Consider the following 25824-nt stretch of genomic DNA (forward strand, 5'->3'; position numbering starts at 1 on the left):
CGTTGAACGCCATCGACGAGGCCAGACCGGAGACCACCGAGGCCGAGCCGCTCACCGCCGAACCACCGGCCGTCCCGCTGCTCAACCGGGCGGCGGCCGAACTGCTCGGCACCGCCGCCCTGGTGGCCGTCGTGGTCGGCTCCGGCATCCAGGCCACCGGGCTCACCCATGACGTCGGCCTCCAGTTGCTCGCCAACTCGCTGGCCACCGTCTTCGGCCTCGGCGTGCTGATCCTGCTCCTCGGCCCGGTCTCCGGTGCGCACTTCAACCCGGTGGTCACCCTCGCCGAGTGGTGGACCGGCCGCCGCGGCCCCGAGGCCCTGCGCCCGGCGGAGGTCGCCGCGTACTGCGCCGCCCAGACGGTCGGCGCGATCGCCGGAGCGGCCCTCGCGGACGCGATGTTCGGCCGGGCCCTGGTGACGTGGTCGACCCACGACCGCTCCGCCGGGCACCTGCTGCTCGGCGAGGTCGTCGCCACCGCCGGACTGGTCCTGCTGGTCTTCGGCCTCGGCCGGACCGGCCACCTCCGCTTCGCCCCCGCCGCGGTCGCCTCCTACATCGGCGCGGCGTACTGGTTCACCTCCTCCACCTCCTTCGCCAACCCCGCCGTCACCCTCGGCCGCGCCTTCACCGACACCTTCGCCGGCATCGCCCCGTCGTCGGTACCCGGCTTCATCGGCATGCAACTGATCGGCGGTGCACTGGGACTGGCCCTGGTCGCGCTGGTCTTCGACCACCGACGCCGCACGGCCGGGCAGAAGTGACCGCGGCCCGGCACGCCCAGGTCCTGGTGGTCGGCGCCGGCCAGGCCGGCCTCGCCGCGGGGTACCACCTGCGGCGCGCCGGGCTCGACTTCGCGATCCTGGACGCCAACCCGGCGCCCGGCGGCGCGTGGCAGCACTACTGGGACACCCTGCGGCTGTTCTCGCCCGCCGGCTACTCCTCCCTCCCCGGCCGCCCCATGCCGCAGCAGCCCGGCCAGGAGTACCCCGACGCCGCCCACGTCGTCGCGTACCTCACCGACTACGAGAAGCGCTACGACCTCCCCGTCCACCGCCCCGTCCGGGTCGAGGCGATCGCCCGCGACCTCGACGGCATCACCGTGACCACCGACGACGGCGACTGGCGCAGCCGGGCCCTGGTCCTGGCCACCGGGAACTGGGAGCGTCCCTTCATCCCGGCCGTACCCGGCCGAGCCGACTTCACGGGCCGTCAGCTCCACACCCACGAGTACCGCACCGCCGCCGACTTCACCGGACAGCGCGTCGTCGTGGTCGGCGGCGCCAACTCCGGTGCCCAGATCGCCGCCGACCTGCACTCCACCGCCGAGGTCCACTGGGTCACCCGGCGCCCGGCCCGCCACCTGCCCGACGAGATCGACGGCCGCGCCCTCTTCGACCTCGCCACCCGCCGCGTCCAGTCCGGCGGGCCCCACATCTCCGACCTCGGCGACATCGTCGCCGTCCCGCCCGTCCGCGCCGCCCGCGCCACCGGACTGACGGACCGTCCGATGTTCGACCGCCTCACCCCCACCGGCGCGGCCTGGGCCGACGGCACCACCTGGGACTGCGACACCGTCATCTGGTGCACCGGCTTCCGCCCCGACCTCCCCCCGATCGACCTCCCCCGCACCGACGGCCGCATCACCACCGACGGCACCCGCTCCACCGAGGACCCCCGCATCCACCTCCTCGGCTACGGCGACTGGACCGGCCCCGCCTCCGCCACCCTCATCGGCGTCGGCCGCACCGCCCGCACCGCGGTCGAGCAGCTGCGCGCCCAGCTCGGCTGACCGGCGCCCCGGGCGCCGCCACGGAGGACCACCGGCCTGCCGAAGGGCCGCACCACGCACGGGAGTCCGCCGTTCGGGCCCTGGTTCAGCCGACCATCGGACTGCGGCGCTCGACCAGCAGGACGTCCCGCCAGACGCCGTTGAGGCGGCCGATCCGTTCGCGGGTGCCGATGACCCGGAAGCCGGCCTTGGCGTGGACCGCGAGGCTGGCGGCGTTCTCCGGGAAGATGCCGGACTGGACGGTCCAGTTCCCGGCGGCCTCAGTGGACTCGGCCAACGCCCGCAGCAGCACCCCGCCCACGCCCCGGCCGCGCGCCTCGGGGTGGACGTAGACGGAGTGCTCGACCACCCCGGCGTACGCGCAGCGGTCGGACACCCGGCTCACCGCCACCCAGCCGAGGACCCGGCCGTCCTCGTCGAGGGCGACGAAGCGGTGCTCGGGGAGCTTGGCGGCGTCGAACCGGGCCCAGTCGGGGGCGGTGGTCTCGAAGGAGGAGTTCCCCTCGTCGAGACCGGCCTGGTAGATGGCGAGGACCTGCTCGGCGTGCTCGGCGCGCAGCGGGGCGACGTGCAAGGCGGCTCCTTCGGGGTGACGGCGGATCAGCTGTGCCGGTCGAGCATGGCCGACATCGAGGCGAGCACGGAAGGCTCGACGCGGTAGTAGACCCAGGTGCCGCGCCGTTCGCTGCTGAGCAGTCCGGCCTCGCGCAGCTTCTTGAGGTGGTGCGAGACGGTCGGCTGGGAGACCCCGACGTCCTGGATGTCGCAGACGCAGGCCTCGCCGCCCTCGTGGGAGGCGATCTTCGAGAACAGCCGCAGCCGCACCGGATCGGAGAGCGCCTTGAACATGGCGGCCATCCGCTCGGAGTCCGCCACCGACAGCTCCCCCGCGGTGATCGGCGGGCAGCAGGCCCCGCTCTCGGGCTCCAGTACGGTCAGCTCCAGATTCGACATGTGTCTATGTTGACACCTGTCGATACCCGGTGCCAACGTCGAGGACGTCACACATCGACGCCTGTCGAATCAACGAGCGGCAGCTGCCGCCCCATCAGGGAGACCGTCATGTCGTCCGAGAGCACCGGCCTGCCCGTCCTCGTCATCGGCGCGGGCCCCGCCAGCCTGGCCGCCGCCGCCCACCTCACCGAGCGCGGCCTGGACGTGGTCGTCGCCGAGGCCGGCCCCGCCGCGGCCACCGCGGTCCGCGCCTGGGGCCACGTCCGCCTCTTCTCCACCTGGTCCGAGCTCGTCGACCGGGCCGCGGCGCGGCTCCTCGCCCCGACCGGCTGGACCACCCCCGATCCCGCCACCTACCCCACCGGCGCCGACTGGGCCGAGCGCTACCTCCAGCCCCTCGCCGACGCCCTCGGCGACCGCGTCCGCTACGGCACCACCGTCACCGGGGTCGCCCGCGCCGGGCGTGACCGCGTCGTCGACTCCGGCCGCGCCGAACAGCCCTTCACCGTCCACCTCCAGTTCGCCGACGGCCGCCAGGAACGCCTCACCGCCCGGGCCGTCGTCGACGCCTCCGGCACCTGGTCCACCCCGGGCCCGGCCGGCGCCGACGGCCTGCCCGCCCTCGGCGAGCACGCCCACACCGCCCGGATCTCCTACCGCGTCCCCGACCTCGACGACCCGGCCCAGCAGGCCCGTCACGCCGGCAAGCGCACCGCCGTCATCGGCTCCGGCGCCTCCGCCTTCACCGCCCTCGCCCTGCTCGCCGACCTGGCCGCGGACGCCCCCGGCACCCACGCGACCTGGGTCCTGCGCCGCAGCATCGGCGCCGACACCTACGGCGGCGGCGAGGCCGACGGGCTGCCCGCGCGCGGCGCGCTCGGCCTGCGCGCCAAGGCCGCCGTCGACCACGGCCACGCCACCGCCCTCACCGGCTTCCGCACCGCCGCGATCGAACCGGACGGCGACCGACTGACGCTGGTCTCCGAGGACGGCCGCCGCAGCGAGCCCGTCGACGAGGTCGTCGTCCTCACCGGCCTGCGCCCCGACCTCTCCTTCCTCTCCGAGCTCCGCCTCGGCCTCGACCACCGCCTCCAGGCCCCGACCGCCCTGGCTCCGCTCATCGACCCCAACCAGCACTCCTGCGGCACCGTCCACCCGCACGGCGCGGCCGAGCTCACCCACCCCGAGGAGGGCGTCTTCCTGGTCGGCCAGAAGTCCTACGGCCGCGCCCCCACCTTCCTCGCCCTCACCGGCTACGAGCAGGTCCGCTCCGTCGCCGCCCACCTCGCCGGCGACCACGAGGCCGCCGCCCGCGTCGAGTTGACCCTCCCCGAGACCGGCGTCTGCGGCGGCGCCGGCGTCTTCGACCGGCCCGAAGCGGATCAGGCCGCCGCCGCGGGCTGCTGCTCCGCCCCGGCCGCACCCCGGCTCGTCACCTTCGGCACCGCCCCCACCCACCCCTGATCGGACCTCCGCCCGCAGGGTCGGGGCGCACCGGGCCGCCTTGGAGGCTCCCACAAGCCCTCGGCATCGCACCTTCCAGCCGATCAGTGGAAATGACAAGCATTTGCCAGGGGTTTCACGAACCCGCCCTCGCGGATGCAAGATGTCTGGAACATGCTCGCCGAGATCTGAGGAGCCGGAGATGGCAGCGGGTTCGGAGGAGGCGCAGAGGACCCGGCAGTGGCTGCGCCATCTGGAGGTCTTCGCGGGGCCGCTACCGGTGTTCGACCCGGCGCTCGCGCCGGCCGATCCGGTCCGGCTGTTCCTGGCCTGGCTGGAGGAGGCGGTGGCGGAGGGCGTGCGCGAGCCGCACGCGATGACGGTGTCCACCGTCGACGGGGCGGGTGCCCCGGACGCGCGGGTGCTGATCCTGAAGGGCGTGGACGCGGGCGGCTGGCAGTTCGCCGGGCACGCCTTCAGCCCGAAGGGCGAGCAGCTGGCCGGGCATCCGCGCGCGGCCCTGACCTTCTACTGGCCCGAGCAGGGCCGCCAGGTCCGGATCCGCGGCACCGTGACGCCCGGCACCGCGGCGGAGAACTCGGCCGACTTCCTGCGGCGCTCGCCCTCCGCCCGCGCCGAGGTCCTGATCGGCCGTCAGAGCCAGTACCTGCGCGACCCCGCCGAACGTGACGTGGAGGCGGAGAAGGCGGCCGCCCTGATCGCCCGGGATCCCTCCCTGGTCGATCCGGCCTGGACGCTCTACACCCTGGCCGCCGACCGGGTGGAGTTCTGGCAGGCCGCGCAGGACCGCGCGCACACCCGATTGCGCTACGAGCGGGGCGTCGAGGGCTGGGACCGGCTGCGGATCTGGTCGTGACGGGGGCCGACCGCGCCGCCACGCCCGTGCTCCCCGGCCCGGCCGCCCCGAACCGCTCCGCGGGCGCCGCCCACCGGCCGGACCCCCGGCTGGCGCGGTTCGTCGCCGAGGCGCTCGGCACCGCCCGGACGGTGCTCAACGTCGGTGCGGCCGCACGCGGCACCGGCCCGTCAGCTCCCGCCGCCCCCTCGCGACCGTCCCGAACGGTACCCTCCGTCGATACCGTGGCCGGAGAACTCCCCTTCCACGACGGCGAGTTCGACGCCGCCATGACGCTGCTCAACATCCACCTGTGGGACGACGTCCGGCTCAGCCTGCGCGAGATGCGCCGGGTCACCTGCGGCCCGGTCCTCGTCCTGACCCGTGACCCCGCCCGGGTCGGGGACTTCTGGCTGCACGAGTACGCGCCCGAGGTGGTCTCCGCCGAGGCCCGGCGGTACCCGCCGCTCGACGAGCTGACGGCCGCCCCGGGCGGCCGGTCCACGGTGCGGCCGGTGCCGATCCCGTTCGACTGCACGGACGGTCTGGACGAGGCCTGCTACGGCCGCCCGGAACTCCTGCTGGACCCCAACGCCCGCCGGGCCGACTGGACTTGGAGTTCCGTCGGCGACTCGGTCCGCGAGCGGTTCGACCGGACCCTCCGCGCCGACCTGGCCTCCGGGGCCTGGGACCGGCGCTTCGGCCACCTGCGCACCCGACCCCAGTACGAAGGGGCGCTCGTCCTCGTGCGCGCGACCCCGTGACCAGAACGGAAGACGGCACCGTGGGAACACCCGACCGGATGGACGAACAACTGCGGGCCCTCGGGCTCGTCGAGGCCCAGGCCAAGGCGGAACGGCTCTTCGCCGAGGTCGAGGGCCGCGGCCTGGTGACCCCCGGCCGGGGCGAGCGCGAAGTCAGCGACCTGATCCGGGACTTGGCGAACGAGATGTTCGGCACCACCAAGCACTGGCACAAGCGGATCGTCCGCTCCGGCCCGCACACCGTGTTCCCCTACCGGGAGAACCCGCCGGACCGGGTCATCGGCGAGGACGACATCGCCTTCGCCGACTTCGGCCCGATCTTCGAGGAGTACGAGGCCGACTTCGGCCGCACCTTCGTCTTCGGCGACGACCCCGACAAGCACCGCCTGCGCGACGACCTCTCCACCGTCTTCGCCGCCGGACGGACCGCCTTCCACGCCGCCCCCGACATCACCGGCGCGCAACTCCACGCCAGGGTGAGCCGGTTGGCCGCCGATCGCGGCTGGCTCCTCGGCGGCTGGCACGCCGGGCACCTGGTGGGCGAGTTCCCGCACGAGACCATCGACGGCGCCAAGGCCGAGTCCTACGTCACCCCCGACAACCACACCCCGCTCCGCCGCACCGACCGGTCCGGCTGGCGCTGCCACTGGATCCTGGAGGTCCACCTCGTCGACCCGTCCCACGGCTTCGGCGGCTTCCACGAGCAACTCCTCGACCTCGCCTGACACCGGCGCCCCGACGGCACGCCGAAGGCCCCGCTCCTGCTCGGGAGCGGGGCCCTCGGCCGCACGGGCGCGTACGTGTGCGTGCACATGCGTGCGCCGCCGTGCAGGTGGGGTCAGAGCGAGAGCGAGATCTCGGTCGACTTGATCAGCGCGACCACGGAGGTGCCGGCCGCCAGCCCGAGCGCCTCGACGGCGTCCTTGGTGATGGCAGCGGTCAGCTCGCCGCCCTGGACGTCCACCTTCACCGAGCCCATGGCGCCACCGGTGGCCACGTCGGTGACGGTGCCCGCGATCTGGTTGCGGATCGAGATGCCCGCGACCGGGGCGGTGGCCAGCGAGACCTCGGTGGACTTCACCAGGGCCTTCACGGCGGTGCCCTCGGCGATGCCGAGGTCCTTCACGGCGTCGGTGGTGATCGCCGCGGTGATGTCCTGACCGCCCGTCAGCCGGACCTTCACCGTGGACATGGCCTCGCCGGCCGTGACGGAGGTGACGGTGCCGGGGATCTGGTTGCGGATGCTCAGGCTCATGGAAGTACGCCTCACTCGGGTCGGTTGCGGATTCCGCGGCTTTCGGGCCGCCACCGGCCACGCTAATCGCGCCGCGCGGCGCACGCAGCGGGCCCCTCGCATCCGCCAGGACGGACAGCGGTTGCGCCTCGCATGTTCACCTGGGCAGAACATCACAACAATTCAGGCCGGCCGACACACCATTTCGGAGATTCGGACGGCCGCCTCGGTTCGGGCGTCTGATATGCCGATGTGCGACAGCATTGCAAATGCCCGGTTTTGCCCCCTCATGCGTCACACCTGCAGCACTGAACCGCGGGCCAGGCCGCACGCGTGCTCGGCGTCAGCCCCGACACGGCCCGCCGCTCGGCCGACGCCGGAAAGCTCGCCACCCGGCGCACCGCGCACCGCGCACCGCGCACCGGCGGACGACGCACCGGTCCACAGGTCAGTCCGCAACTCGTTCCCGGGCATCATCACCGCCGTCGAACTCGGCGACGTGGCGGCCCTGGTGGAATTCCGTGCCGACCCCACCGGCCGGTTCTCCCAGCCGACCCGCGAAGCGGTGGAGGAAATGGGGCTGGACGTGGGAATGCGGGCGACCGGCCGGGTGAAGTCCACCAGCGCCCACGTCGACCTCGCCTGAACACCGCGCCCACCGTCACGTGCCGTTCCGCTGCACCACCCCGAGGTGCTGACCTCCGCTCAGACCCCCGACCTGATCGCCGAGATCACCCTCGTCGAACTCTGAGCGCCAACCGGGCCGGCGCGGCCCGCGCGGGGCCGGTCACGCGGCGCGGCGCAGGTGGCGATGCCGGTGGTCCAGGACGTACGGGTGACTGTGGCCGAGGCCGCCCGGAGTGACGCGGGCGTCGGCGAGGTGCGGGTGGTCGGCGGGGAGTTCGGGGTGGAGGTGCTCGACCACGGCCAGGTCGCGGGCGGGCCAGAGGCGGGCGGCGGTGACGGCCGCGGCCAGGGCGATCACCGCGAGGGCGGTGGCGGTGACCGGGAGCCCGGCCGCCGCGGCCAGCCAGCCCGCGAGGGGGTAGGTGAGGAGCCAGCAGCCGTGCGAGAGGGAGAACTGGGCGGCGAAGGCGGCGGGCAGGTCCTCCTCGCTGACGGAGCGTCGGATGATCCGCCCGCCGGGGGTGAGGACGGCGGAGGTCGCAGCCCCGATGGCGGCCCAGGCGAGAAGGAGCCCGAGCCAGCTCGGTGTGCCCGCCGGGGTGGCCGTGACCACGACGACGCCCACCAGCACCGGGGCCAGGGCGAAGGCGGCGGGCAGCATCACGGCGCGGTCGGGGACGCGGCGCAGCAGGGCGGGCAGCGCGAGGGCGGTGAGGATGGAGCCGACACCGAAGGCGGCCAGGGCGATCGAGACGGCTGCGGCCGGGCGTTGGAAGTGGTCGCGGACGATGACCACGGTGTTGACGTAGACGACGGCACCGGCGGCGGCGACCGCCAGGTCGAGCGCGATCAGGGCCCGCAGGCGCGGGGTGCGCCAGAACAGGCGGGTGCCGTGGGTGGCCTTGGCGTAGACGCCGCCGTCGCGCTCGACGGGCACCGCCTTCGGCAGCACGGCCGAGACGACCAGGGCTGCGGAGGCGGCGAAGCCCAGGGCGGTGCCGGTGAACAGCCAGTTGTACGGGACCACGGTCAGCAGGAGCGCGGCGAGGGCGGGGCTGGCCAGGGACTCCAGGTCGTAGGCGAGCCGGGACATCGACAGGGCCTGGGTGTAGTCCCTCTCCTCCGGCAGCACCTGCGGGATGGTGGCCTGGAAGGTGGGGGTGAAGGCGGCGGAGGCGGTCTGCAGCAGGAAGACCATCAGGTAGACCTGCCAGACCTGGGTGACGAACGGCAGGGTCAGTGCGACGCCGGCCCGGATGAGGTCCATCGCCACCATCAGGGTCCGCCGGGGAATCCGGTCCGCGATCGCGCCGATCAGGGGGGCGACGGAGACGTAGGCGACCATCTTGATCGCCAGCGCCGTGCCCAGCACGGCCGACGCGTTGGAGCCCGCCAGGTCGTAGGCGAGCAGGCTCAGCGCGACGGTCGCCAGCCCCGTCCCCGCCAGGGCCACGACCTGGGCGGTGAACAGGCGGCGGTAGGTGCGGTTGCGCAGGACGGCGAGCATGCGGGCGGGCCCCTTCTGACGGCGGCACACCCTCAGAGTAGTGCACATGTGCGCATCCAGGCACGTATCAGATGGAGGGCACCCCCTCCGACCCCGGCCCGGCCGTCAGTCGTGCGAGGGCAGGGCGCCGATCTGGTGGTCGGCCGCGCTCAGCGCCTCGTCCACCAGGCGGCGCAGGTGGCCGTGGCGCAGCGAGTAGACCACCCGGCGGCCGTCCTTGCGGGTGGTGACCAGACCGGCCAGGCGGAGCTTGGCCAGGTGCTGGCTGACGGCGGGTCTGGCCGCGCCGCAGGCCTCGGTGAGGGTGGTGACGTCGGCCTCGCCGAGGCCGAGCTCACGGAGCAGGGCGAGGCGGGTGCGGTCGGCGAGCAGGGAGAGGATCGTCGCGGCGACGTCCAGGCGCTCGCCGTCGTCCCGCTGGTGCGACTCGTGTGCAGCTGCCGCTGAAGTGCCCGTGCTCATGCCGCTCATAGTAGGGCCGGACACTCTCCCGGCGGCCCGGCCGACCGGGGCGGGCCCACGCCTCCCGGCCACGCTTCAGACCCGCGCCCGCAGGGCCCTCGCGGTGCGCCGGGCGGCGAAGCCGGTGCCGGCGACGAACCGCATCAGCGGGCCGAAGGTGCCGGCCGCGGCCAGGCCGGAGAAGTGGAGCCCGTCGACCGAGGACCCGAAGTCCGGGCCGAGCCGGGGCGAGCCGGTGGGCAGCCGCTCGATGTCGCCGCGCAACGCCGGTTCCAGGAAGTCCAGGCGGCTCAGGTCCACCCGGTACCCGGTGGCGACCAGTACGTGGTCCGCCTCCAGCCGGGACTCGCAGGCGGTGAAGCCGAGCACCGCCTTCCCGTCGACGGCGCGGGCCTCGCTGACGGTGTGTCCGGTGACGACCGGGAACGCGTCCAGGACACGTTCGAGCAGCCACCAGGCTCCGGCCGGGCCCAGCACGGTGCGGACCTTGGCGGCCCGCACCGCGTCCGGCAGCAGCCGGAACGGGCCCGGGTTGGCGCAGTACGCCCGGAGGCGCCAGCCGGGCCCCAGTGCGGAGGCGGGCCTGAGCAGCCGCGCGCCGACCGCGCGCGAGCCGGGCCGGTTCGCCTCGGGCATCGTGCCGAAGACCAGTTCTCGGGTACGGGCGACCAGCACCGGGCGGGCCCCGCACTCGTGCAGCAGGGCCGCGCTCTCCAACGCCGACTGGCCGGCGCCGATCACGGCGACCGTCCGGCCCGCGAACACCCGCAGGTCACGGTGGTGGGCCGGATGGGAGGCGAGCCCCTGCTCGGCCAGCGGCCGGAAGAGGTCCGGGGTGTTGGCGAAGCACTGGACCCCGTTGGCCAGGACGACCTGACGGGCGGTCAACTCCGCCCCGCCGGACAGCACGAGGCGGAACGCGCCGCCCTCGCGGTGGACCGCGACCACGTCCTCGGGCTCGACGCCGGCCACCAACTCCCGTTGGAACCACTCCCCGTACGCGACGAACTCCTCCAGCGGGATCGGGTACAGGTCACCGACCGCCGCGCGTCCGTGCCGCATCCGGAAGTCGTTGAAGCCGTAGCCGCGGACCGACCCGATGTCCGAGGCCCGCGGGGTGGACTTCAGCCGCATCCCGGCCGGCATGTGCGAGCGCCAGCCGTCCATCGGCCGGCCGAACACCCGTGGTTCGATCCCCAGCAGGCGCAGGTGCGCCGCGAGGGCCAGACCGTACGGCCCGGCACCGATCACCACGATCGGCTCCGCCCTGCGGACCGTCACGGGACGTCGGGTGGCAAGAGCGCGGGACATCGCCGCACCTCCTCGGTGGAGACCCCCACATCGGCCCCGCCACAGCGACCGGCACCCGGCAGAGCCTCGACCCCCTGCTACCCCTGCTACCCCCGCACGCGCGTGCCGCACCCGGCCCCTCGGCAGCGCCGCAGCCCCTCGAACATCCCCCTAGAGGACAGCTTTGCACCATTTGCCCGATCCGCAAATCTCGGCCGCCCCGCACCCTTCCTCCGGTCGGTCCACGCAGGGGGTCGGCGCACCGAGGCGCCGGTGGCGTTCCGGACGTTCCGGCACGGCGGTACGACCACGGGTGCCCCCGTCCCCACCGGGAATCGGCGGGGACGGGGGCACCGGCACGGGTTGACGACGGGTCAGCCGAGGCGGTGGGCGTTCCAGACGTAGCCGCCGACCTTGGTGCCGCCGGCGACACCGGCGACGGTGTCGAAGCGGTAGTGCACGCCGTTGTAGACGCGGCTGATCGCGTTCTCGGCCGCGGCGGAGGAGAAGGAGCTGATGTGCCGGGTGACGCCACGCGCGTTCGGGTCGTCGGTGGTGCCCTCGTACGGCATCACGTCAGTGCCCCACCAGCCCTGCATGATCTGGGCCCAGGTCGCGCCGAAGGTGGAGTGACCGGACTGGTAGGCCGGGAACGACGGCGAGAAGTGGACGCCGTTGGCGTCCATGGACAGCGGCAGCCAGTTCGGGTCACCGATGGTGGCCGGGTTGTTGTCGGTGTCCGCGAGAGTGACGGCGGACTGCGGACGCCACAGGTCGAAGTCGGTGTCCCACTTGGCGTCCCAGGCGACGACCGCGGCGTCGGCCAGCGCGATGGACAGGGTGCCGAAGAGCTTGGCGGTGTAGAACGAGGACGCGTTCGGCTTGTACTTGTTGAGGATCACCAGGGTGTGGTCGTACTGCTGGCCGGTCGGCTTGTAGGTGCCGTTGGTGTCGTTGGCCCAGAAGCGGGCGATCTGGGTCTGGTCGGCGGTGCGGGTGGTGGAGTTCCAGGCACCCAGCGACTTCACCTCGTTGACCGCGTCCGCGTAGATGCTGGAGGGCAGCAGGGTCTCGGCGGTCTCGAACCCACCCGGCTTGGCCGGACGGAACATGTCACCGCGCTCGATCACCCACGGCTTGACGTGGCCCCAGTTCGGACCACCGGCCGCGGCACCCGCGGTGGTGGGCCGCCAGTGACCCGGCTTGTCGACCGGCACGTACGGAGTGGTGTCGGCGGAACCGTCGTTGGCACGGAAGTCGATCAGCGTCTGGGCGTTCTTGGTGCCCCAGTACTTGCCCAGCGCCACATCCGCGGCCGAACCCGAGGAGGTCAGGCTACGCGCGGCCTGCAGGTCGTCGTCCAGGTTCACCGTCGGGAAGGAGGCCTTGAGCGTGGTGTAGGCGGCGTAGTCGATCGCCGAGTCCAGCGCACCGTACTTGCGGCGCAGCTCCGGGGTGTAGGTCAGGTAGGGGTCGCCGACCTTGTAGATGGAGTTGACGGTGTCGTAGATCGCGATGTTCATCATCGCACCGGCCCGGGTGATCGGACCCGCGACGCCGCCCGCCTCACGAGTGGCCTGGAGCATCGCGCGCTCCCAGAACAGCACGTGGTCCGGACCGAGCTTCTTGGCGACCGCGTCCGGCACGGACTCGACCGAGTGGACCTTCTCGTCCGCACCGTCCACCTCCGCGACGGCCTGCGAGGGGACCATGACGGCAAGGGTGGCGATGGCGGCAAGGGTGACCAGAGCCTTGCGTCCGCCCGTGAAACTGACCTTCGGCATTCCGTTTCCTTTTCGATTTGACCTGTACATTTCGGAGCGTTGAGCGAGCCTTTCCGTGCTCACCGCCCGAGGTGAAAGCTATCTTCCGAAGCCGCTTTCGAAAGGGTTCGGCTTTCCGTACGGAGGCGTCCCAGTCAGGTCTGCACAAATGGACGCGAAGGCATCGGGAACGGAATGGCGGCGCATACGGCAATCGGAATTCCGGCCTCGACTTGCGGGGGCATGGAATTCCCCCATTGTTCACCCTGCGGATTTTCGCGCGCCCTTGTCCGCCCTGCCGCACCTCCTCCTGTGACCCAGGTCACGTGCGGGTGCTGTCAGGGATCGGACCGCTGCCCCGCTCAAGTCCCCGAGAGCCAAGCGAACCGACAGGAGCAGGACATGAAGCACCGCATCGTCGTTCTCGGCGCCGGGTATGCCGGGGCCTACGTGGCCGGGACCCTGGCCCGCCGCCTCTCCCCGGCGGACGCCGAGATCACCGTGGTCAACGCCGTGCCGGACTTCGTCCAGCGGCTGCGGCTCCACCAGCTCGCGGCCGGCCAGGAGATCGAGGCCCCGGAGCTCGCCGAGGTCTTCGCGGGCACCGGCGTACGACTGCGCCTGGCCCACGTCAGCGCCGTCCACCCCGGGCGCAGGGTCGTCGCGCTGGCCGGCGACGGCGGCGAGCTCGGCTACGACACGCTCGTCTACGCCCTGGGCAGCCACGCCGCCGACCGTGGGGTCCCCGGGGTGGCCGAGCACGCCTTCGGCGTCGCCACCCGCCCGGCGGCGCTGCGCCTGCGCGAGCACCTGGACCGCCTGGAGGAGGGACGCGAACGGAAGAACGTCCTGGTCGTCGGCGACGGACTGACCGGCATCGAGACCGCCACCGAGATCGCCGAGTCCCGGCCCGGGCTGTCGGTGACGCTGCTCGCCCGCGGTGAGCTGGGCGCGCAGCTCTCCGCCGGAGCCCGCGTCCACCTGCGCGAGGCCTGCGACCGGCTGGGCGTCACCGCCGTGGAGCACACCGGCGTCGAAGCCGTCGAAGCGACGCGGGTGCTGTGCGCCGACGGCACCGCACTGGCCTGCGACGCGACGGTGTGGACGGCCGGGTTCGCCGTCAGCCCCATCGCCGCCGCCGGCGGGCTGGAGGTCGACGAGGACGGCCGGATCGTCGTCGACCACACCATGCGCTCACGCTCGCACCCCGAGGTCTACGCGGTCGGCGACAGCGCCCGCGCCACCGGCGACAACGGCCTGCCGCTGCCGATGTCCTGCGCCTCGGCCGGGTACACCGGCATGCGAGCCACGGCCGCGATCGTGGGACGCCTGACCGGCCGCGAGATCGCGAACACCAAGCTGGAGTACCTGGGCAACCACATCAGCCTCGGGCGGCGGGACGGGATCCTGCAGCTGGTCGACGCCGGTGCGCGGGCCACGCCGAAGTACCTCGGCGGCCGCACGGCGGCACGGATCAAGGCGGGCATCCTCAGGTTGTCGCTGTGGACCACCTCGCACCCCACCTTCGGCCTGCCCCGGCGCCGCCACCGCCTGGCCGCCGCGCCGAGCCCGTCCCCGCGGAAGGGGACCGTCCGCCCCGCGAAGACGGTCGCGTGACCACGTCCCTAGGGTGACCCCGTGGACAGCACCCCCTCCGACGCCTTCGACACCAGCCGCTTCGAGGCCGGCCGCGACCGGCTGGCCTCGGTGGCCTACCGCATGCTGGGCTCCGCCGCCGATGCCCAGGACGTCGTGCAGGACGCGTACCTGCACTGGCAGGCCGCCGACCGCCGGCGGATCAAGGTGCCGGAGGCCTGGCTGACCAAGGTCGTCACCAACCTGTGCCTCGACCGGCTCCGCTCGGCCCAGGTGCGCCGCGAACGCTCCGTCGGGGCCTGGCTGCCCGAACCGCTCCTCGCCGGCGATCCGATGCTCGGCCCGGCCGACACCTTCGAACAGCGCGAATCGGTCTCCCTGGCCGTACTCACCCTCATGGAACGCCTCTCCCCCCTGGAGCGGGCGGTCTACGTCCTGCGCGAGGCGTTCTCCTACGGCCACGCCGAGATCGCCGGGATCCTCGAGGTCACCGAGTCCGCGAGCCAGCAGCACCTCCACCGGGCGCGGCAGCACCTCACCACCGCCCGCCGCAGCCGCGGTGAGGTCGACCCGGCGACCGCCCGCAGGATCGTCGAGGAGTTCCTCGCCGCGGCCTCCTCCGGTCGCACCGACCTCCTGGTGGCGATGCTCACCGGCGACGCGACGGCGGTCTCCGACTCCAACGCCGCCGGCCCGGCCACGACACTGCTGCGGTACGACACCCCGGAGCGGGTCGCCGCGATGGTGCGGGCCGGTTGGCGGCCCACCCCCGCGAAGCGGCGGCTGGCGGGCGGCACTCCCGCCATCCACTACGCACCCGTCAACGGGGATCCCGCCGTCCTCTTCGTGGTCGACGGCCGGATCATCGGCGTCGTGACGTTCGACGTCACCGACCGAGGAATCGCCACCGTGCGCGGCATCGGCGCCCCCACCCGCCTCGCCCGCCTCACCGAGACGTGGCAGCGTCTCGGGCCGGACACACCGCTCGTCGCCCGGTGGTGACCGGACCACGGCGGACGGGCGGCCCGACCGCAGGAACGCCGCGGCCCGCGCGCCGAGGAGAGCGGCGCGCGGGCCTTGGGCAAGTCCTCCGGATGAGGGCAGGGAGACCCGTCCGGTGCCACGGGATCAGCTGTCGGCGCGGACCACCGGCCAGTCGATGGCCACGTCACCGGCCTTGTTGAGGTAGTTGGTGAAGACGTTCAGCGCGACGTGGGCGATCACCTCGGCGACCTCACCGTCCGTCAGACCGGCCTCCTTGGCCGCCTTGACGTCGGTGTCCTCCACCCCGCCCTGGGTGCGCAGCACCGCGGCGGCGAAGGTGAGGGCGGCCTGCGCCCTGGCCTCGGTGGAGCGGCCGGAGCGCGCCTCGGTGGCCTCGTCACCGTCGATCTTGGCGATGTTGGTCGCGATGTAGGTGTGGGCCGACAGGCAGTAGTCGCAGCCGTTCTCCTGCGCGGTGAGCAGCGCGATCCGCTCGCCGATGGCCGCGCCGAGGGAGCCGCCACCCAGGGCGCCGGAGAAGCCGAGGTACGCCTTGAGCACCGCCGGGCTGTTGACCATGGCCTTGGTCATGTTCGGGGTGACCCCGAGCGCCTTCTGGACGCCGGCCAGCAGCTCGGCGGCCTCACCGGTGGCGTCCTCGGGCTGGATCAGGGGCAGACGGGACATGGAGGTACCTCTCTCAGATCAAGGCAACGGTTAAATGGGGCGGGAGAATCGTCCGACCCGCTCCGCCCCGGGCGGAGGCCCGGGGCGGAGCAACTCCCAACGCCCGATGACCGTACTGCCACGGAGAGATCGGCCAGCCCCCCGACGATGAAATGTGTCACGTCACATTTACGGAATTCCGCGATCCACATTGATGTGGTCATTCCGACTTATTTTCAGCCGAATGCGAGCGGCACAAGGGAAAATGAACGAGAGGTGAACGGAAAGAGTACGTGAAATCCGAGCAGCGTGTGGCGGCACGTCAGCGCACGCGACCGCGGGGCTTGAGCGGGACGGGCGGGAGCTCCGGGGCGGGCAGGCGGGCGCCGTCGTAGCCGTGGACCTCGCCGAAGAGCGCCGAACCCGCCGTCCACTCCGCGCGGGCCCGGGCGATCTCCTCGCCGGAGCGGGCGATGAAGTTCCACCACATATCACGCATGCAGCGGTTCTCCGCAGCTCAGGGGCTTGATCGACCATCCGGGGTCAGCAAAACGTCAGCAATGCGCCCGGGAGTGAGACCGAACGATGGCAACCACCCAACTCGTCCGCGGTATGGGGTCCTTCTTCAAGGAGTGCGAGCACCCCGAGTCCCGCTGGAGCAGGTGCCCCCACGAGTACAAGATCCGCTACCGCAACGCGGCGGGCAAGCAGACCGAGGAGGCCGGCTACACCACCCAGGACAAGGCGAAGGCCCGGCTCGCCGAGGTGTACCAGGCACGGAAGAACGCCCCGCAGAGCCAGCACAAGGCTGAGCGGATCCAGAAGTACGGCGTCATGCAGTTCGAGCCGTACGTTGTCGAGTGGAAGGCCGGCCAGCGCGACCTGAGCCCGGCCTCGGTACGACACCTCGACTCACTGCTGGAGCACCACCTCTTCCCCGCCTTCCGCAGCCGCCGGATGGGCACGTTCGACCACAAGGTCGTCGACGGGTTCATCCAGACCATGGAGCGCAACGGAGTTGGGCTCGCCACACAGGCCAACGCTTTCGACAAGCTGAGGGCGATCCTCCTCGACGCACACCGGCTCGGCCTGTACGACGAGAACCCCTTCGACGGGGTGAAGCCGCCCCAGTACAACCCGAAGCGCGCGGTCATCCCCTCACCCGCGCAGCTCCAGGAGATCCGCACCGCCGGCAACGACGCCTTCCTCCTCGTCGCCGACCTCATGAGCGGATGCGGCCTGCGCAACGGCGAGGCCTTCGCCGTCAACATCAACAACATCGTCGCCGATGACGTGTACCGCGTCACCGAGCAGGTCAACCAGACGCTCAAGGACTACGCACCGCTCAAGCACCGCGCGGCCGACGACTACCGGGACGTGCCGCTACCGGCCCGGACGAGGCAGACCATCGAGTGGTACGCGGACACCTACGGCACCGTGGACGGCTACCTCCTCCGACACCCTCGGGACGTCACCAAGCCGTTCCCGCACCACCACATCGACACCCAGTGGAAGCACATCAAGCGAACTGCGCATCTCGAAATTCCGGACGGCATGGTCATCTACAGCTTCCGGCACTTCTTCGCCTCGAACTGCCTCAGCAACAACCTGCCCATCACCGACGTCGCCGAATGGATGGGACACCGAAGCGTCGACATCACGTTCAAGACGTACCGTCACCTGATGCCCGGCTCGATCGGCCACGCCGCCCAGGTCATCAACCTGGGGCTCGCCGCATGAACAACGGGAGGGCCTGCCCCATGGGGCAGGCCCTCCCGCGACATCGCGAACGGCAGCTCAGCGAACTGCCACTTGCCGCTGCTTCGCCCACGACAGCACCTCGGAAACCTTGAACTGAAGCTTGGCGTTCCGTCCCTCCCCGAACTTGTGCGGAACGAGACCAGCCCGGGGCGCTTCCCGATAGACCCATGCGATCGTCCACACTCAACCGGGAGCGGGTGGCCATGAGCAACAGTGCCACCTTGCTGCTGCTACGCGACGGCGAGGGCGCAGAAGCGTCGGCGCGGCATTGCCTCGAGCTAATCGCCACCCGGAGCACCGGAGAGCGTCCTCTGGTCATCGCTCCACAAGCGAGTGCCGATCTCGCTGCCGCTCTGCTGATGCGAGACGAGCTGGACGGGGCGGCCGAGGCGCTCGGCTCCGTCTTGAGTCTGCCGCGAGAGTGGCGCGGCGCTGGCGTAGCAGGGCGAGTGAACTCCATCCGCGGCGAGCTGGTTTCATCCACCTTTCGCAACGCCCCGCTGGCGCGTGAACTGGTCGAGCAGATTGAGGATTTCACCTTGCTGTCCGCCCCGCAGATCTTGGGGTCGGCTCCTGTGAGGCTGTGCATCGACCCCGGGCCGCGCTAGCGCGGGCCCTCCAGGATCTGGCGCTCCTTCACCGGGTCAATCCCGTGCTTGGCCCACCGACGGTGGGGCACAGGGGTGTTGCCGTCGGTCAGCCACGACCATATGTCGGCGATGGTCTCCGCGAGAGGCCGGCTTCGGAAGCCGGCCTTGTCCGCCGAACCAGGGTCAATGTCGGAGACCCCTGGGGCGGCCCACCACAGTGGTAGTTCAGTCCACTGCTGCACCCCGGCGCTCAGCAGGACCTCATCTCGGACCCATTCCAGGTCACCCACTCCCCCTGTGACCTCCAGACAGGCCTGAAGAAGACCGCCCATCGAATCGCGACCGAGCGGCGAAGCCAAGTTGTGCACCTGGTAGTTGTCGCTCTCCACCTGGTCCAGTGCGAACTCCGCAACGTCTCGCACGTCCACTGCCTGGACTCCCTGGGACGGATCACCGGACGCAAGGATTCGCCCCCCTTGCTTGGCACGGTGCAACCACCACGGCAGTCGCCCGACGTACTCTCCCGGACCAAGGATGACACCGGGCCTGAGCAAGCTGGTCCGTTCTGGGCCGAAGGTCTCCACCACTGCGTACTCGGTGCCTGCCACCATAGTTCGGATTGACCCCCGCACCGTCCACCGGTAGGCGCTCAGACTCCGGTCCGGCGTCGATTGATGACGGCCATACCGCGGACTCGGTTGTGAGTGTCTCCAGCGGCCAACCCTCGTACACCGCCACGGTGGATAGGTATACGTACCGGCTAGCGGCCTGCTCCAACGCCCTTGCACTCGCCAGGACATCCCGTGGGAAGAGTTCTGACGCCGACGTATCGATGATCGCGTCCCACGGACCGCGCTCGGCCAACATCGCCAAGTCCTCGGGGCGCTCGCGGTCACCGTGAACAGCGTGCGCGCCGGCAACAGATCGACTCCGGGTGAAGGTCGTGACCTCCCAACCACGAGCGACCGCCCCAGTCACCACCGCCGGCCCCAAGAACCAGCCGCCACCGAGGAGAAGAATTCGCATGGGGATGATCCTGCCAGCTGTGAGCTGCTTCCGGGCCCTCCCACTCAGCCAGCTTTTCGCGCTCTGAAGTTCCCCCATGATCCTGGACACTCGTTCTCATGCTGCGAGGGTGTGTCGTTGTCGGGTCTCGTGTGGGGTGAGGTAACCCCAGGTGGGGTGTTTGCGTAGTCGTCGGCGGTTGTAGAAGGTCTCGACGTAGGCGAAGACGTCGGCGCGTGCGGTGGCCCTGTCGGGCCAGGTTCGGGTGCCGATCTCGGCTTTCAGCACTGCCCAGAAGCTCTCGGCCGCGGCTTTGTCGTAACACGAGCCGGTGCGTCCGGTGCTTGCTCGGATCCCCAATTCTGATGCCGTGGTGCGGAATTGGGTGGAGGTGTACTCGCTGCCGCGGTCGCTGTGCGCGATGCAGCCCGCTTCCAGGCGGCCTCGCGCGTGGGCCATGCGCAGGGCGTCGACGACCAGGTCGGCGCGGTGGTGGCTGGCCATCGCGTAGCCGACGACCTCGCGGGTGGCGAGGTCCAGCCAGCAGGCGAGGTAGAGCCAGCCCTCGCCGGTGGGCAGGTAGGTGATGTCGCCGACCAGGCGGGTTCCGGGCCGGGTGGCGGTGAGGTCACGGCCGATCAGGTCCGGTGCGGGGCAGGCCTGTTGGTCCGGGCGGGTCAGCGAGCGGCGCCGGCGGCGGCGGGTGATTCCCGCGATGCCGCGTTCGCGCATCAGCCGCTCGATCCGCTTGTGGTTCACCGCGTTTCCCTGGCGCCGGAGTTCGGCGTGCACGCGCGGCACGCCGTAGGCGCCCTTGGAGGCGAGGTGGACCACGGTGATCTCCTGGACGAGAGCGTCGTCGGCCCGCACGCGGGCCCGCCGTGCTTCCTGGCCGCCGGCCCAGGCGTAGTACGAGGAGCGGGGGGACGCCCAGGACGCGGCACAGCAGGGTGACCGGGTAGGAGGCCTTCTCCGCCGTGATGAACCGGTAGGCGTCGCTCACCGGTCGCTCTCCCGCGCGAAGAAGGCCATCGCTTTTTTCAGGACCTCGATGGTCTTCTGCTGTTCGAGGTTCTGCCGCCGCAGGCAGCGAAGCTCCTCACGTTCGGCACTGGTCAGATCGCCCGGACCACCGTCACCACGGTCGACCTGGTCCCGCTTGACCCAGCTCCGAAGGCCTTCGGGGCTGCCCCCCAAGTCCCTGGCCACCTCCGTGACCGTCTTGCTGGACGAGCGGGCCAGCCTCACGGCGTCCCGCTTGAACTCCTCCGAATACCGCTTGCCCTGCTTGTTGCTCACCTGGCTCTACTTCCTCTGGAACCTCACGTCCCAGTCTCCAGGTGTCCAGGTCCACGGGGAAGCTTCACTCTGCCCAGTGCTTACCGCTGGGCTTGGTCCGGTATGGCGGGCCTCCGACAGCGTCAACACCGGCACGGCCTCGACCAGCCGGCAGCGCCACTGCCCAACGTGGTCGCAGTGAGCGAGTCAAAGTCGGACCAGCGTGTAAGCGCCACTGAGCACGAAGACGCATCCGGTGACGGCGAGGAGCACGCCCGTCAGACGCTGAATGGCGGGCCGCACTGGTGGCGGCGATATCTGGCGAAGGAGGATAGGCAGCTGGGCTCTATCCGCTTCCTCGCGTGAGTGACGACAGGTCACCATGGCTCGGTAGTTGATGGCCCACAGGATTCCGAGTCCCATGGCAAGTAAGCCGAGCACCACGAGGGCCGCGACCTCGGCAAGGCCCGCAGATCCGTTCGACAGCTGTGCGTCGGCCGCAACCAACGCCATGTCGATCGTGATGGACATCGTCGGGCAACTCCCAGGCCGGAAAGTGAACTTGAACAGGTGCACCGCACGCGGAGCCGTCGGGTCTAGGAAGCGATTCCTGACCCGACGGCCGTTGTTCCGCGGCTGGAGATCACATCTCGCGATCCAGCCATGCCGCCACCGATGCCCATACGTGGCTCAGGTTCTCGGTGTGAAGCATCTCCAGGTGCCCGCACGTCAGGCGGGTCTCGGCGATCTCGCCAGAGACATAAGGCTTCCAGCGCTGGACGGTTGGCGTGTCCAGCGGACGGCCTTCAGCTGCCACCACCAGCAGGGCGTCGCCGTCGAACTGCCGGGGCTTGTGCTCGTCCTGGAGGGTGGCGTTGTTCCGGAAGACCCGGGCCAGGAGTTCGAGCTCCTCCTCCGAGATCGCGCCGAGGACGCGACCGGACTCGCGGCGGAGACGGTCCATCAGGTGGTTGAGGCCCGCTTCCTGGCTGGTACCGGCCGCTTCCTCGGACGGAACTGCGCCGTCCGCGTTCGGCTCGACGTCGTGGCCCGCCGGGTAAGCGTCGAGAATGACCAGGGCTCCAACCATCTCGCCGGCCACCTGCAGCTGCACGGCGATCTCCTGCGCCACGACACCACCGAACGACCACCCGAGCAGGTGGTACGGGCCGGACGGCTGAACGGCCCGGATCTGCCTCACGTAGTCCGCCGCCATGTCCGGGACGGAGCCAGCGAGTTCACCGGTCCCGTCGATGCCCCGGGCCTGCAGGCCGTAGAGCGGGATGTCCTTCGGCACGTACCGGGCCAGCGGCATGTAGGGCCAGCTGAGTCCGCCGCCGGGGTGCACGCAGAAGAACGGCGGGCGGTCGCCCTCGGTTCGGATCGGCAGCAGGACACCAAGTGCATCGTCGACGGAGGACAGGCTCATCCGTTCCATCAGCCCGCGCACCGTCGGCGCCGCCAGCACCGTCCGCACCGTGACCGAAACGCCCCGAGCGCGCAGCCGCTCGACCAGGGCGAGGGCCAACAGCGAGTGCCCGCCGAGCCGGAAGAAGTCGTCGTCCAGGCCCACACCGGGCAGACCAAGGACCTCGGCGAAGGCCTCGCACATCAGGCTCTGGAGAGCGCTGGCAGACTCCCCCTCGATGCTCTCTGCCACCCCGGTGACGTAGCCGGGCGCCGGCAGGGCCTGCCGGTCGACCTTGCCGTTGACGGTGATCGGAAGTCGGTCCGCCAACACCACGACTGCCGATGGCAGCAGGTAACGGGGCAGCCGCTCCTCGGCGAACCGGCGCACAGCGTCCGAGAGGGTGTCGGCATCGGTACCAGGCTGATCCGCGACCACGTAGGCCACCAGGCGCTTGTCACCCGGCACGTCCTCGCGCACCACCACTGCGGCCTGCCGGAGCGCCGGGTGGGCGTTGAGCACCGTCTGGATCTCGCCAGGTTCGATCCGGAAACCGCGAATCTTCACCTGGTCGTCGGCCCGGCCGGCGAACACCAGCTCGCCGTTCTCGTTCCAGCGGGCCTGGTCACCGGTGCGGTACATCCGTGCACCCGAGCCACCGAAGGGGCAAGCCACGAATCGCTCGGCAGTGAGACCGGGCCTGCCCACATAACCGCGGGCAAGGCCCGCCCCGGCCACGTACAGCTCGCCGACCACCCCGATCGGCACCGGACGCAGCATGGCATCGAGCACGAAGACCCGGGTGTTGAGCACCGGCGCGCCTATCGCCACCTCGGCGGCGCCGGGACGCCAGCGCCACAGGGTCGCATCGACCGTGGTCTCGGTCGGCCCGTAGGAGTTGAACATCGGACGGTCCTGGGCCCAGCTCGCCATCAACTCGGATGGGCACGCCTCGCCTGCCACGATCAGCACCGTCTCCGGAGCTATCGACCCCTCGGGCAGGGTTGCCAGAACGGCGGGCGGCAGGGTCGCATGGGTAACCTCCCGCTCGGCGAGAAGCCCGGTGAGGTCCTCGCCGAACCTCTGTCCGGCTTCCACCACCACCATCGCCGCCCCCAGCAGCAGAGACATGCACCACTCCCAGCCGAAGGTGTCGAAGCTCGCCGAAGCGAACTGCGCGACCCTGTCCCCCGGCCCCACGCCCAACCAGCGGGCGTGGCCCTCGATCATGCTGGAGACGCCGGCGTGCGAGACAGCGACACCCTTCGGCCGCCCAGTCGATCCCGAGGTGTAGATCACGTATGCCGGGTGGGTGAGCATCAGCGGCGCCAGCCGGTCCGCGTCGGCCAGGCCGGTCGGCGAGAGAGCGGCCAGATTGGCCACCGTCGCCGGCTCATCGATCACCAGGACGGGCGTGCTGGGCTGTTCCGGCAGCCTGGGCACGCAGTCCGCAGACGCTAGCACCGTCACCGCGCCCGAGTCGGCCAGCATGTACGCAATCCGCTCCACCGGGTACTCCGGATCGAGCGGCAGATAAGCCCCGCCGGCCTTCAGGACAGCGAGCAGCGCGACCATCAGCTCGGCGCCACGCTCCATGCAGACCGCCACCAGCGACTCCGGGCCCACCCCGCGGCCCACCAGCAGCCGAGCGAGCCGGTTGGCCCGGGCGTCCAGCTCAGCGTAGGAGATGTCACCCGAGTCCGTCAGGATCGCCGGTGCCTCCGGTGCCCGGTCGACGTGCGCGGCGAACAGCTCCGGCATGGTCAGGCTCGGGACGGTCGCCGCCGTGTCGTTCCACTCGGTGAGGACCTTCCGGGACGCGGCTGCGTCAAGGATGTCCACCGCGTTCAGCGGAAGGTCCGGACCGCCGGCCAGTGCCGTCTCCAGCGAGGGCACCAGGTTCTCGACCGCCGTGTTCAGCAGCAGACCAACCGCCTGGGCGTCTATCGGAGCAACGGCGTCCACCGTCAGCCCGAAGCCCTCGCCGACATCCTCGATCGACACCGACAGCGGGTAGTTGGTCCGCTCTTGGGTGAACACCGTTCGGATCTCGCCGACGGGCCGCTCGGCCGGGTCGTCCGTGGCAGCCCGGCCGACCCCAGGGCTAGCAGGGGCGCCACCCTCGCCACTGTGCCGGTAGTTGAAGATCGAGGTGAACAGCGGCGCCGTCCCGGACAGGCCACTGGCCTGTTGGGCGATCGCCAGTGGGGCGTGCTCGTGGACGAGCAGTTCGGCCAGCTGACGGCGCACCCCGCCCAGCGCCTCCAGCACCCCGGTGCCGTCGATCCGGACCCGGACCGGCAGCGTGTTGATGAAAAGGCCCGCAACGCGGTCCGAGCCGGCGCCGGCGTTCATCCGCCCGAACAGCACCGTGCCGAAGACCACGTCGTCCCGCCCGGCCAGCGTCGCCAGAACGCGCGCCCAGGCGAGGTGCAGCACCGTCGCCGGGCTGACGCCCACAGCCCGGGCCACCCGGCGCACGCGGGCAGACAGCTCCTCCGTGAGCCACACCGATTCCCGGACCGTACCGGTGCCGTCGCCGTAGACGTCCAGTAGCCCGTACGGCGCGGTGGTCTCGGTGACATCCCCCAACAGCCCCGCGAAGTACCGCTCGTGCTCCTCACGAGAGATCCCGAGCCGGGCCTGCGCCACGAAATCACGGAACGGCAGCGGCGCCGGCAGCTGGTCCCCACGACCCTCCAAGAACGCCCGGACCTCGGCCATCACCACGTCCATACCGGTGTGATCCATCACCAGGTGATGCATCCTCACCAACGCGGTCCAGCCCGGACCGTCCTGGTCCGCGGCGATGTGAACATCCAGCAACGGCGCCCGGCCAAGATCCATCGACGAACCGACACCCGCCAGCAACTCCTCCACCGGATCCAGACCGGCCGCACCCAGCACGACCTCCGTCACCGGCAGGCCCGCCCGACGCCACACCACCTGAACAGGCTCCGGCAACTGCTCCCACACAATCGCCGTGCGGTAGATGTCATGCCGATCCACCACCCGCTGCAAAGCCCCCAGGAAACCATCCAACGTCCGCCGCGAATCGAAACGCATGACCCGCGGCGCGACATACGCGTCCTCCCCGCCAGCGGCCATCACGTGATGGAACAGCAAGCCCTCCTGCAGCGGCGCCAGCGGATACACATCAGCCACATTGGCCGCACCGCCCTCCACGGTGGCGACGATCCGCCCGACCTCCTCGGCCGACAACTCGACCAACGGCAGCATGTCCGGGGTAATGACCTGCGCACCCTCAGGAATCAAGTTCGGCGGCACCACGACGGCCTCGACACCCGCCACCGCAGCCAGCCCAGCCGGAGTCGGCGACTGGAACAGAGCCCGCACCGAGACAGCCACGCCACGCGAACGCAACCACTCAACCAGACGCACCGCAAGCAGCGAATGCCCGCCAAGCGCGAAGAAGTCGTCATCCACACCAACCGACGCCAGGCCCAACACCTCAGCGAAGCCCGCGCACAGCACCTCCTCACGCACACTGGACGGGCCACGACCACCCGCGCCCAACGCCACCGCGTAATCCGGAGCCGGCAACGCCTTGCGATCCAGCTTCCCGTTCACCGTCAACGGCAGGACATCCAGCACCACCACCGCCGCGGGCACCATGTACTCCGGCAACCTGTCAGCAACGAACTCCCGTACCTCGGACGGAAGAAGAGCCTCACCAGCCGCAACCACATACGCGACCAGGCGCTTGTCGCCCGGCAGGTCCTCCCGGACCACGACCGCGACCTGCGCCACCCCCGGATGCTCGGCGACGACCGCCTGAACCTCACCCAACTCGATCCGGAAACCCCGGATCTTCACCTGCTCA

22 protein-coding genes and 3 pseudogenes are annotated in these 25824 nt (G+C 71.2%); 11 read left to right on the plus strand and 14 right to left on the minus strand.

Annotation, left to right across the window (positions count from 1 at the left end; genetic code table 11):
* Window positions 1–2 precede the first annotated feature (2 nt).
* Entirely contained in the window at window positions 3–764 is a 762-nt protein-coding gene (locus ACWEPF_RS29750; protein WP_452174978.1) for an aquaporin, read from the plus strand.
* Entirely contained in the window at window positions 761–1792 is a 1032-nt protein-coding gene (locus ACWEPF_RS29755) for an ArsO family NAD(P)H-dependent flavin-containing monooxygenase (RefSeq protein WP_452174979.1), read from the plus strand. Before ACWEPF_RS29750 ends, ACWEPF_RS29755 begins: the two co-directional genes overlap by 4 nt.
* A gap of 85 nt (window positions 1793–1877) precedes the next feature.
* Here ACWEPF_RS29755 and ACWEPF_RS29760 read toward each other — a convergent pair whose 3' ends face one another.
* Together ACWEPF_RS29760 and ACWEPF_RS29765 are read right to left on the minus strand one after the other, a co-directional pair.
* Entirely contained in the window at window positions 1878–2366 is a 489-nt protein-coding gene (locus ACWEPF_RS29760) for an N-acetyltransferase family protein (protein WP_452174980.1), read from the minus strand.
* A 26-nt stretch (window positions 2367–2392) separates the two neighbouring features.
* Window positions 2393–2746 carry an ArsR/SmtB family transcription factor gene (locus ACWEPF_RS29765; protein ID WP_452174981.1) on the minus strand — a complete coding sequence of 118 codons (354 nt, stop codon included), beginning with the start codon at window positions 2744–2746 and terminating at the stop codon, window positions 2393–2395.
* Window positions 2747–2854: 108 nt separating this feature from the next.
* On the opposite strand from ACWEPF_RS29765, the gene ACWEPF_RS29770 reads away from it, so the two are divergent.
* From ACWEPF_RS29770 to ACWEPF_RS29785, 4 genes are all read left to right on the plus strand, one after another.
* The gene (locus tag ACWEPF_RS29770; protein WP_452174982.1) at window positions 2855–4210 is read left to right on the plus strand and encodes an FAD-dependent oxidoreductase; all 1356 of its coding nucleotides are present in this window, start codon (window positions 2855–2857) and stop codon (window positions 4208–4210) included.
* 181 nt (window positions 4211–4391) lie between these two features.
* A complete protein-coding gene (locus tag ACWEPF_RS29775; protein ID WP_452174983.1) occupies window positions 4392–5066 on the plus strand; it encodes a pyridoxine/pyridoxamine 5'-phosphate oxidase in 675 nt (224 codons plus the stop codon).
* Window positions 5063–5809, plus strand: a complete 747-nt coding sequence (locus ACWEPF_RS29780; protein ID WP_452174984.1) for a methyltransferase domain-containing protein — start codon at window positions 5063–5065, stop codon at window positions 5807–5809. The genes ACWEPF_RS29775 and ACWEPF_RS29780 overlap by 4 nt, the downstream gene beginning before the upstream one ends.
* A 38-nt stretch (window positions 5810–5847) precedes the next feature.
* Window positions 5848–6534, plus strand: coding sequence for a M24 family metallopeptidase (locus ACWEPF_RS29785; protein WP_452174985.1), 687 nt, complete (start codon window positions 5848–5850; stop codon window positions 6532–6534).
* Window positions 6535–6647: 113 nt separating this feature from the next.
* Here ACWEPF_RS29785 and ACWEPF_RS29790 read toward each other — a convergent pair whose 3' ends face one another.
* Entirely contained in the window at window positions 6648–7064 is a 417-nt protein-coding gene (locus ACWEPF_RS29790; protein ID WP_452174986.1) for a TOBE domain-containing protein, read from the minus strand.
* 312 nt (window positions 7065–7376) lie between these two features.
* Here ACWEPF_RS29790 and ACWEPF_RS29795 point away from each other — a divergent pair.
* Window positions 7377–7689 (plus strand): annotated as a pseudogene (locus tag ACWEPF_RS29795) (TOBE domain-containing protein).
* 141 nt (window positions 7690–7830) lie between these two features.
* On the opposite strand, the gene ACWEPF_RS29800 reads toward ACWEPF_RS29795, so the two are convergent.
* From ACWEPF_RS29800 to ACWEPF_RS29815, 4 genes are all read right to left on the minus strand, one after another.
* On the minus strand, window positions 7831–9177 hold the full coding sequence (locus ACWEPF_RS29800; protein WP_452174987.1) for an MFS transporter: 1347 nt from the start codon (window positions 9175–9177) through the stop codon (window positions 7831–7833).
* Window positions 9178–9282: 105 nt separating this feature from the next.
* Window positions 9283–9639: an ArsR/SmtB family transcription factor gene (locus tag ACWEPF_RS29805; RefSeq protein WP_452174988.1), complete on the minus strand. Its 357-nt coding sequence runs from the start codon at window positions 9637–9639 to the stop codon at window positions 9283–9285.
* Between the two features lie 75 nt (window positions 9640–9714).
* The gene (locus ACWEPF_RS29810) at window positions 9715–10950 is read right to left on the minus strand and encodes an FAD-dependent oxidoreductase (protein WP_452174989.1); all 1236 of its coding nucleotides are present in this window, start codon (window positions 10948–10950) and stop codon (window positions 9715–9717) included.
* A 353-nt stretch (window positions 10951–11303) separates the two neighbouring features.
* Entirely contained in the window at window positions 11304–12713 is a 1410-nt protein-coding gene (locus tag ACWEPF_RS29815; protein WP_452174990.1) for a vanadium-dependent haloperoxidase, read from the minus strand.
* Window positions 12714–13094: 381 nt separating this feature from the next.
* Between ACWEPF_RS29815 and ACWEPF_RS29820 the strand changes: the two genes are divergently transcribed.
* Together ACWEPF_RS29820 and ACWEPF_RS29825 are read left to right on the plus strand one after the other, a co-directional pair.
* A complete protein-coding gene (locus tag ACWEPF_RS29820) occupies window positions 13095–14309 on the plus strand; it encodes an NAD(P)/FAD-dependent oxidoreductase (protein ID WP_452174991.1) in 1215 nt (404 codons plus the stop codon).
* A 21-nt stretch (window positions 14310–14330) separates the two neighbouring features.
* Complete coding sequence (locus tag ACWEPF_RS29825) at window positions 14331–15290, plus strand: sigma-70 family RNA polymerase sigma factor (RefSeq protein WP_452174992.1); 960 nt, start codon at window positions 14331–14333, stop codon at window positions 15288–15290.
* A gap of 126 nt (window positions 15291–15416) precedes the next feature.
* Here ACWEPF_RS29825 and ACWEPF_RS29830 read toward each other — a convergent pair whose 3' ends face one another.
* Entirely contained in the window at window positions 15417–15959 is a 543-nt protein-coding gene (locus ACWEPF_RS29830) for a carboxymuconolactone decarboxylase family protein (protein WP_452174993.1), read from the minus strand.
* A 301-nt stretch (window positions 15960–16260) separates the two neighbouring features.
* Window positions 16261–16428: pseudogene (locus ACWEPF_RS29835) on the minus strand (pirin family protein); the annotation flags it as partial.
* A gap of 95 nt (window positions 16429–16523) precedes the next feature.
* Between ACWEPF_RS29835 and ACWEPF_RS29840 the strand changes: the two are divergent.
* Both ACWEPF_RS29840 and ACWEPF_RS29845 read left to right on the plus strand, forming a co-directional pair.
* Entirely contained in the window at window positions 16524–17678 is a 1155-nt protein-coding gene (locus ACWEPF_RS29840; RefSeq protein ID WP_452174994.1) for a tyrosine-type recombinase/integrase, read from the plus strand.
* Window positions 17679–17902: 224 nt separating this feature from the next.
* Window positions 17903–18307 carry a hypothetical protein gene (locus tag ACWEPF_RS29845; protein WP_452174995.1) on the plus strand — a complete coding sequence of 135 codons (405 nt, stop codon included), beginning with the start codon at window positions 17903–17905 and terminating at the stop codon, window positions 18305–18307.
* Here the strand turns inward: ACWEPF_RS29845 and ACWEPF_RS29850 are convergent.
* From ACWEPF_RS29850 to ACWEPF_RS29870, 5 genes and pseudogenes are all read right to left on the minus strand, one after another.
* Window positions 18304–18717: a hypothetical protein gene (locus tag ACWEPF_RS29850; RefSeq protein WP_452174996.1), complete on the minus strand. Its 414-nt coding sequence runs from the start codon at window positions 18715–18717 to the stop codon at window positions 18304–18306. The two genes, ACWEPF_RS29845 and ACWEPF_RS29850, sit on opposite strands and share 4 nt — an antisense overlap.
* A gap of 694 nt (window positions 18718–19411) precedes the next feature.
* A pseudogene (locus tag ACWEPF_RS29855) lies at window positions 19412–20206 on the minus strand (IS3 family transposase); the annotation flags it as partial.
* Window positions 20207–20293: 87 nt separating this feature from the next.
* Window positions 20294–20593 (minus strand): transposase, encoded by a 300-nt coding sequence (locus ACWEPF_RS29860; protein WP_452174997.1) that lies wholly within the window; start codon window positions 20591–20593, stop codon window positions 20294–20296.
* Between the two features lie 186 nt (window positions 20594–20779).
* Entirely contained in the window at window positions 20780–21103 is a 324-nt protein-coding gene (locus ACWEPF_RS29865; RefSeq protein ID WP_452174998.1) for a hypothetical protein, read from the minus strand.
* A 112-nt stretch (window positions 21104–21215) separates the two neighbouring features.
* A complete protein-coding gene (locus ACWEPF_RS29870; RefSeq protein ID WP_452174999.1) occupies window positions 21216–25790 on the minus strand; it encodes an amino acid adenylation domain-containing protein in 4575 nt (1524 codons plus the stop codon).
* Window positions 25791–25824 lie beyond the last annotated feature (34 nt).

It is taken from the genome of Kitasatospora sp. NPDC004289, from assembly GCF_053602875.1.

Bases quoted from the DNA above. Each gene is read 5' to 3' on its own strand.
- ACWEPF_RS29865 (WP_452174998.1), bottom strand. From the start codon at position 21,103: ATGTCCATCACGATCGACATGGCGTTGGTTGCGGCCGACGCACAGCTG.
- ACWEPF_RS29765 (WP_452174981.1), bottom strand. From the start codon at position 2,746: ATGTCGAATCTGGAGCTGACCGTACTGGAGCCCGAGAGCGGGGCCTGC.
- ACWEPF_RS29770 (WP_452174982.1), top strand. From the start codon at position 2,855: ATGTCGTCCGAGAGCACCGGCCTGCCCGTCCTCGTCATCGGCGCGGGC.
- ACWEPF_RS29845 (WP_452174995.1), top strand. From the start codon at position 17,903: ATGAGCAACAGTGCCACCTTGCTGCTGCTACGCGACGGCGAGGGCGCA.
- ACWEPF_RS29805 (WP_452174988.1), bottom strand. From the start codon at position 9,639: ATGAGCACGGGCACTTCAGCGGCAGCTGCACACGAGTCGCACCAGCGG.
- ACWEPF_RS29815 (WP_452174990.1), bottom strand. From the start codon at position 12,713: ATGCCGAAGGTCAGTTTCACGGGCGGACGCAAGGCTCTGGTCACCCTT.
- ACWEPF_RS29820 (WP_452174991.1), top strand. From the start codon at position 13,095: ATGAAGCACCGCATCGTCGTTCTCGGCGCCGGGTATGCCGGGGCCTAC.
- ACWEPF_RS29775 (WP_452174983.1), top strand. From the start codon at position 4,392: ATGGCAGCGGGTTCGGAGGAGGCGCAGAGGACCCGGCAGTGGCTGCGC.
- ACWEPF_RS29810 (WP_452174989.1), bottom strand. From the start codon at position 10,950: ATGTCCCGCGCTCTTGCCACCCGACGTCCCGTGACGGTCCGCAGGGCG.
- ACWEPF_RS29800 (WP_452174987.1), bottom strand. From the start codon at position 9,177: ATGCTCGCCGTCCTGCGCAACCGCACCTACCGCCGCCTGTTCACCGCC.
- ACWEPF_RS29840 (WP_452174994.1), top strand. From the start codon at position 16,524: ATGGCAACCACCCAACTCGTCCGCGGTATGGGGTCCTTCTTCAAGGAG.
- ACWEPF_RS29790 (WP_452174986.1), bottom strand. From the start codon at position 7,064: ATGAGCCTGAGCATCCGCAACCAGATCCCCGGCACCGTCACCTCCGTC.
- ACWEPF_RS29830 (WP_452174993.1), bottom strand. From the start codon at position 15,959: ATGTCCCGTCTGCCCCTGATCCAGCCCGAGGACGCCACCGGTGAGGCC.
- ACWEPF_RS29785 (WP_452174985.1), top strand. From the start codon at position 5,848: ATGGACGAACAACTGCGGGCCCTCGGGCTCGTCGAGGCCCAGGCCAAG.